Here is a 5491-nt window from a genome sequence, read left to right on the forward strand (position 1 = left end):
CCCGCTCCCCAGCGGACAGCACGATCTCGGCGGCATGAGGCGTCGGCACAACCCAGTCTAACAACTAGATTGCAATTAATGACTCAGGACACTAGCCCGTCAGCGCGGGCTGAGGTCGGCCACCGCCCGCGCGGCCGAGGTGAGTTCGCCGATGCGAAGCGCCGTCTCGCCCGCGTACAGCGCCGACCGGTCCACCCAGGCATCGGGCTTCGCGGCGAGCGGCGCGAGCGGCGTGAACCACGGCCGGCGCGGCGACTGCAGGCGCATCAAGGCGCCGGCGTCGAAGTAGCCCAGCGCGGCCAGGGGGCGGCTCGCCGAGTTGATGGCCGCCGGTAAGGCCTTCGCCCAGCCATCGTCGCGGCACCAGCGCCGCGTTGCGGCGTTGGGCACGACGCGGTGCCGCAGCGGCCAGCTCAGGCCGAACAGATTGGTCTCGATCGTCTTGTCCGCGTTGGCCACTCGCCGCTGGTACTCCCGGTTGGCGTTGGCCTCGTGCGTCATCAGGAACCGCGTTCCCGCGACCACCCCGGCGGCACCGGCGGCCAGGGCGGCCGCGGTGTCGGCGCGGGTGGCGATACCGCCGGCGAGCAGGACCGGGCGGCGGCCGGCCGCCGCCAGCGCCTGCGGCAGGAACCGCAGCGCCGGCATGGTCCCGACGAGGTGGCCGCCGGCCTCGCGGCCCTGGGCGATCAAACCGTCGGCGCCCCAGCCGATCGCGGCGCTCGCCTGCGCCGCGGTGCCGACCATCACGAACACGAAGATGCCGGCCTCGTGAAGCTCGCGGACCAGCCCGCGCTTTTCCCCGAAGGCGAGCACGACCACGTCGACGCCGGTCTCGACGCAGACCGCGACGTGTGCGCGATGAACGAAGGGCATCAACAGGTTGACCGCGACCGCGCGACCCGGAACCCGTTCGCGGACCTCGTCGATGGCCGCGCGTAGCTGGCGCGGCGTGGTCAGGCCCAGGGTGCCCAGGCCGCCCGCTGCGGCGACCGCCGCCGCCAGCGCCGCACCCGCCAGCCCACCGCCCATGCCGGCCTGCGCCACCGGGACGTCGAGGCGCAGGCGATCCGCGATGTCCATGTCTTACGACGCTACGCGGCCGGTCAATCCCGCCCCGGGTGCCGGTTCCGGACGGTCTGCATTTCGTTGCTGCCGCGCGGCGGCCGGGCGTAACCTTGACGGCAGATGGATGGGTGCAGTCGGCTCAAAAGGCTTGCTGCATAACAGAAAGGTCACAAAATGAGTACAGTCCATTCATCAATCGATCACCACCCGGATTTGTTGGCTCTGCGCGCGAACTACGACCGCGCCGCCGAGTCGATGAGTGCGCACGTCACCTTCGGATTGGCGTTGCTGACGGGCCTGTACGTGGCCGCGTCACCGTGGATGGTGGGATTCGGCGCGACGGCATCGCTCGCCACGTCCAACCTGATCGTCGGGATCGCGGCGGCGTTCCTGGCGTACGGGTTCGCAACGGCTCTCGACCGCGCGCACGGCCTGACCTGGACGATGCCGGTGCTCGGCGTGTGGGCCATCGTCTCGCCGTGGGTCCTGCCGGGCGTCGCGCTGACCGCCGGCACGATGTGGTCGAACGTCGTCGCCGGTGCGTTGCTGACGGTTCTGGGCCTCAACGCCGCCTACTTCGGCAGGCGCATCCGCGCGGCGGCCGCCCACGCATAGTCGCCAAATCCCTTGAGCCAGGCGGCGATCGGGCCTAACCGCAGACCGCGCCGATCGCCGCCGAACTCACCAGCTTGACGTACTTGGCCAGTACGCCGGTCGTGTAACGCGCCGGGGGAGGGGTGAAACCCTCTCGGCGGGAATCGAATTCGGCCGGATCGACCAGCACGTCGAGCACCCGGTTGGCGACGTCCAGGCGGATCCGGTCGCCGTCGCGCACGAACGCGATCGGTCCGGCGTCGACCGCCTCGGGCGCGATGTGGCCCACGCACAGGCCGGTCGTGCCGCCGGAGAAGCGGCCGTCGGTCAGCAGTAGCACGTCCTTGCCCAGGCCGGCGCCCTTGATCGCGCCGGTGATGGCGAGCATCTCGCGCATGCCGGGCCCGCCCTTGGGGCCCTCGTAGCGGATCACCACGACGTCGCCCTTGGTGATCGTCCCGTCCTCGAGGGCGTCCAGCGCCGCGCGCTCGCCGTCGAAAACCCTTGCCGTGCCTTCGAACACCTCGGAGTCGAAGCCGGCCGTCTTGACCACCGCGCCCTCGGGCGCCAGCGATCCCCGCAGGATCGTGATGCCCCCGGTCGGGTGGATCGGGTTGTTCAGCGCACGCAGCACCTTGCCGTCCGGGTCCGGCGGGGCGATCTCGGCCAGGTTCTCGGCCACGGTCTGGCCCGTCACCGTCAGGCAGTCCCCGTTCAGCAGCCCCGCATCCAGCAGCGCCTTCATCACCACCGGCACGCCACCGATGTGGTCCACGTGGGACATCACGTGGCGGCCGAACGGCTTGACGTCGGCCAGGTGCGGCACCTTCGACCCGATCCGGCTGAAGTCGTCGAGCGACAGGTCGACGTCGGCCTCGTGGGCGATGGCCAGCAGGTGCAGCACCGCGTTGGTCGAGCCACCGAACGCCATCACCACCGCGATCGCGTTCTCGAAGGCCTCCTTGGTGAGGACGTCGCGGGCGGTGATGCCCCGCCGCAGCAGCTCGACGACGGCCTGACCGCTGCGGCGCGCGAACCCGTCGCGGCGGCGGTCGGTCGCCGGCGGCGCCGCGCTGCCCGGCAGCGACATGCCCAGCGCCTCGGCGGAACAGGCCATGGTGTTGGCGGTGTACATGCCGCCGCAGGCGCCCTCGCCGGGGCAGATCGCCCGCTCGATGGCGTCGACGTCCTCGCGGGGCATCAGTCCGCGGGCGCAGGCGCCCACCGCCTCGAACGCGTCGATGATCGTGACCTCGCGCTCGCTGCCGTCGGACAGCTTGGCCACCCCCGGCAGGATCGAGCCGGCGTAGAGGAACACCGCCGCCAGGTCCAGCCGCGCGGCGGCCATCAACATCCCGGGCAGCGACTTGTCGCAGCCGGCCAGCAGCACCGAGCCGTCGAGGCGCTCGGCCTGCATGACGGTTTCGACGCTGTCCGCGATCAGTTCCCGCGACGGGAGTGAGAAGTGCATCCCCTCGTGGCCCATCGAGATGCCGTCGGACACCGAGATCGTCCCGAACTCGAGGGGGTAGCCGCCGGCGGCGAAGACGCCTTCCTTGACCGCCGTGGCGAGCCGGTCCAGCGAGAGGTTGCACGGCGTGATCTCGTTCCACGACGACGCCACCCCGATCTGCGGCTTGGCGAAGTCCTCGTCGCCCATGCCGACCGCCCGCAGCATGCCGCGCGCGGCGGCCTTCTCCAGGCCGTCGGTGACGTCACGACTGCGGGGTTTGATGTCGGTGACTGCGGCTGTATCGGGTGTTGTGGCCATCGTGCAAGTATGCGTGACCTGGCCGGACGGCAAATGCGCGGGTCATACCCGGGCGGGGTATAAAGTGGATTCGGGACGCCGCCCGGCCACGCGCGGCGGGGTGTACGGGCAGAGGTGAAGGACGCATGACGAACGCGCACGGATATTCGCAGCAGAAGGACAACTACGCCAAGCGGCTGCGGCGCATCGAGGGACAGGTGCGCGGCATCGCGCGGATGATCGAGGAAGACAAGTACTGCATCGACGTCCTCACCCAGATCAGCGCCGTCAACAGCGCGCTGCGTTCGGTCGCGTTGAATTTGCTCGACGAGCACCTCAACCACTGCGTCACCCGCGCCGTGGCGGAGGGCGGCGACGACGCCGATGAGAAGCTCGCCGAGGCCTCTGCCGCCATCGCGCGCCTCGTTCGTTCCTGATTGGTGACATAGTTGAGACCCGGATTCCGGCCCTGATACGGGGGGAGCCGCGGTTGCGGTCCGTACGGTAAGGCAGTGTGATCGCATTAGGCGCGACAACCCAAGAACTGGGTAACCCGGCCGACACCGACCCCATGACAGCCGAAACCAACGCCGCCGCGCGAACGTGGACCCCACGGATCGCGGCTCAGCTCGTTGTGCTGGCCGCCGCGGCCTTCACCTATGTCACCGCCGAGATCCTGCCCGTCGGCGCGCTGCCGGCCATCGCCCGCAACCTGCACGTCAGCCTGGTCGTGGTGGGCACACTGCTGTCCTGGTACGCCCTGGTGGCGGCCCTGACCACGATCCCGCTGGTGCGCTGGACCGCCCACCTGTCGCGCCGCCGGGTGCTGGTGGCGAGCCTGACCTGCCTGACCGTCTCGCAGTTGATCTCCGCGGTGGCGCCCAACTTCGCGGTGCTGGCCGCCGGCCGGGTGCTCTGCGCGATCACCCACGGCCTGCTGTGGTCGGTCATCGCCCCGATCGCGACCCGCTTGGTGCCGCCCAGCCACGCCGGCCGCGCGACGATGTCGATCTACGTCGGGACCAGCCTGGCCCTGGTGGTGGGCAGCCCGCTGACCGCGGCCATGAGCCTGATGTGGGGCTGGCGCGTGGCCGTGGTGTGCGTGACCGTGGCGGCCGCCGCCGTCACGGTGGCGGCCCGGGTGATGCTGCCGGAGATGGTGCTCACCGAGGACCAGCTCAAGTGTGTGGGCCCGCGGTCGCGTCACCACCGCAACCGCCGGCTGATCATCGTCAGCATCATCACGATGGTCGGCGTGACCGGCCATTTCGTCTCCTACACCTACATCGTGGAGATCATCCGCGAAGTCGTCGGGGTCCGCGGACCGAACCTGGCGTGGGTGCTGGCCGCCTACGGCGCCGCGGGCGTGCTGGCCGTCGGCTTGGTGGCGCGGCCCCTCGACCGGCGGCCCAAGGGGGCCATCGTCGGTTGCATGGCCGGTTTGGCGGCCGCGTTCGTCGTGCTGACCGCGCTGGCCCTCGGGGGCCGGCCCGCCGCGGCGGCGGCGCTGATCGGGACGGCTTCGATCGTGCTGTGGGGGGCGATGGCCACCGCGGTCTCGCCGATGATGCAGTCCGCGGCGATGCGCAGCGGGGCCGACGACCCCGACGGGGCGTCGGGGCTGTACGTGACGGCGTTCCAGGTGGGCATCATGGCGGGGGCGCTGGCGGGCGGCCTGCTCTACGAACGCAACGTCGTCCTGATGCTGGCCGCGTCGGCCGGTTTGATGGCGCTGGCGCTGGTCGGCACGGCGGCCAACTGCCAGGCGTTCGACGTTGCGCCGACAAGCTCACGCGATTCATAGCTGGCCAGCTCAACGGCGCAAACGCGGGTTTTGCGGCCGCCCCCGTGGGGTCGAATTTGTTAGCTGGCGTGCCCCCTGTGCCACACTGTGTCAGGGACTCGAGCGTGGAGGGATGCATATGTCGGGCTGGACCCGAGGGAGGCGTTGGGCCGCTCTGAACGCAGCCGGACTGGCTTCTGTGATGGGCGTGGCGCTGGTGTTGGGCGCTGCTCCGGCGCTGGCGGATCCGGATCCGGCCCCCGGTGATCCGGGTGTCGTGGCGGCCCCGCCCGGCC

5 protein-coding genes are annotated in these 5491 nt (G+C 70.7%); 3 read left to right on the top strand and 2 right to left on the bottom strand.

Annotation, left to right across the window (positions count from 1 at the left end; translation table 11 throughout):
- Positions 1 to 99: 99 nt before the first annotated feature.
- Positions 100 to 1083 (bottom strand): nitronate monooxygenase, encoded by a 984-nt coding sequence (locus tag AWC03_RS24005; protein WP_085243204.1) that lies wholly within the window; start codon positions 1081 to 1083, stop codon positions 100 to 102.
- 159 nt (positions 1084 to 1242) lie between these two features.
- Between AWC03_RS24005 and AWC03_RS24010 the strand changes: the two genes are divergently transcribed.
- The gene (locus AWC03_RS24010) at positions 1243 to 1683 is read left to right on the top strand and encodes an SPW repeat protein (RefSeq protein WP_085243205.1); all 441 of its coding nucleotides are present in this window, start codon (positions 1243 to 1245) and stop codon (positions 1681 to 1683) included.
- A 34-nt stretch (positions 1684 to 1717) separates the two neighbouring features.
- On the opposite strand, the gene ilvD is transcribed toward AWC03_RS24010, so the two are convergent.
- On the bottom strand, positions 1718 to 3433 hold the full coding sequence (ilvD, locus tag AWC03_RS24015; RefSeq protein ID WP_085243206.1) for a dihydroxy-acid dehydratase: 1716 nt from the start codon (positions 3431 to 3433) through the stop codon (positions 1718 to 1720).
- A 125-nt stretch (positions 3434 to 3558) separates the two neighbouring features.
- Here ilvD and ricR point away from each other — a divergent pair, with 125 nt between their 5' ends.
- Both ricR and AWC03_RS24025 read left to right on the top strand, forming a co-directional pair.
- Positions 3559 to 3849: a copper-sensing transcriptional repressor RicR gene (gene ricR, locus AWC03_RS24020; RefSeq protein ID WP_067925010.1), complete on the top strand. Its 291-nt coding sequence runs from the start codon at positions 3559 to 3561 to the stop codon at positions 3847 to 3849.
- Between the two features lie 134 nt (positions 3850 to 3983).
- Positions 3984 to 5216 (top strand): MFS transporter, encoded by a 1233-nt coding sequence (locus tag AWC03_RS24025; protein ID WP_085243207.1) that lies wholly within the window; start codon positions 3984 to 3986, stop codon positions 5214 to 5216.
- Positions 5217 to 5491: the final 275 nt, after the last annotated feature.

The organism is Mycobacterium europaeum, from assembly GCF_002102155.1.
Taxonomy (GTDB): Bacteria; Actinomycetota; Actinomycetes; order Mycobacteriales; family Mycobacteriaceae; genus Mycobacterium; species Mycobacterium europaeum.

Excerpts from the sequence above, each read along its gene's own strand:
- AWC03_RS24005 (WP_085243204.1), bottom strand. The coding sequence starts at position 1,083 with ATGGACATCGCGGATCGCCTGCGCCTCGACGTCCCGGTGGCGCAGGCC.
- AWC03_RS24010 (WP_085243205.1), top strand. The coding sequence starts at position 1,243 with ATGAGTACAGTCCATTCATCAATCGATCACCACCCGGATTTGTTGGCT.
- ilvD (WP_085243206.1), bottom strand. The coding sequence starts at position 3,433 with ATGGCCACAACACCCGATACAGCCGCAGTCACCGACATCAAACCCCGC.
- ricR (WP_067925010.1), top strand. The coding sequence starts at position 3,559 with ATGACGAACGCGCACGGATATTCGCAGCAGAAGGACAACTACGCCAAG.
- AWC03_RS24025 (WP_085243207.1), top strand. The coding sequence starts at position 3,984 with ATGACAGCCGAAACCAACGCCGCCGCGCGAACGTGGACCCCACGGATC.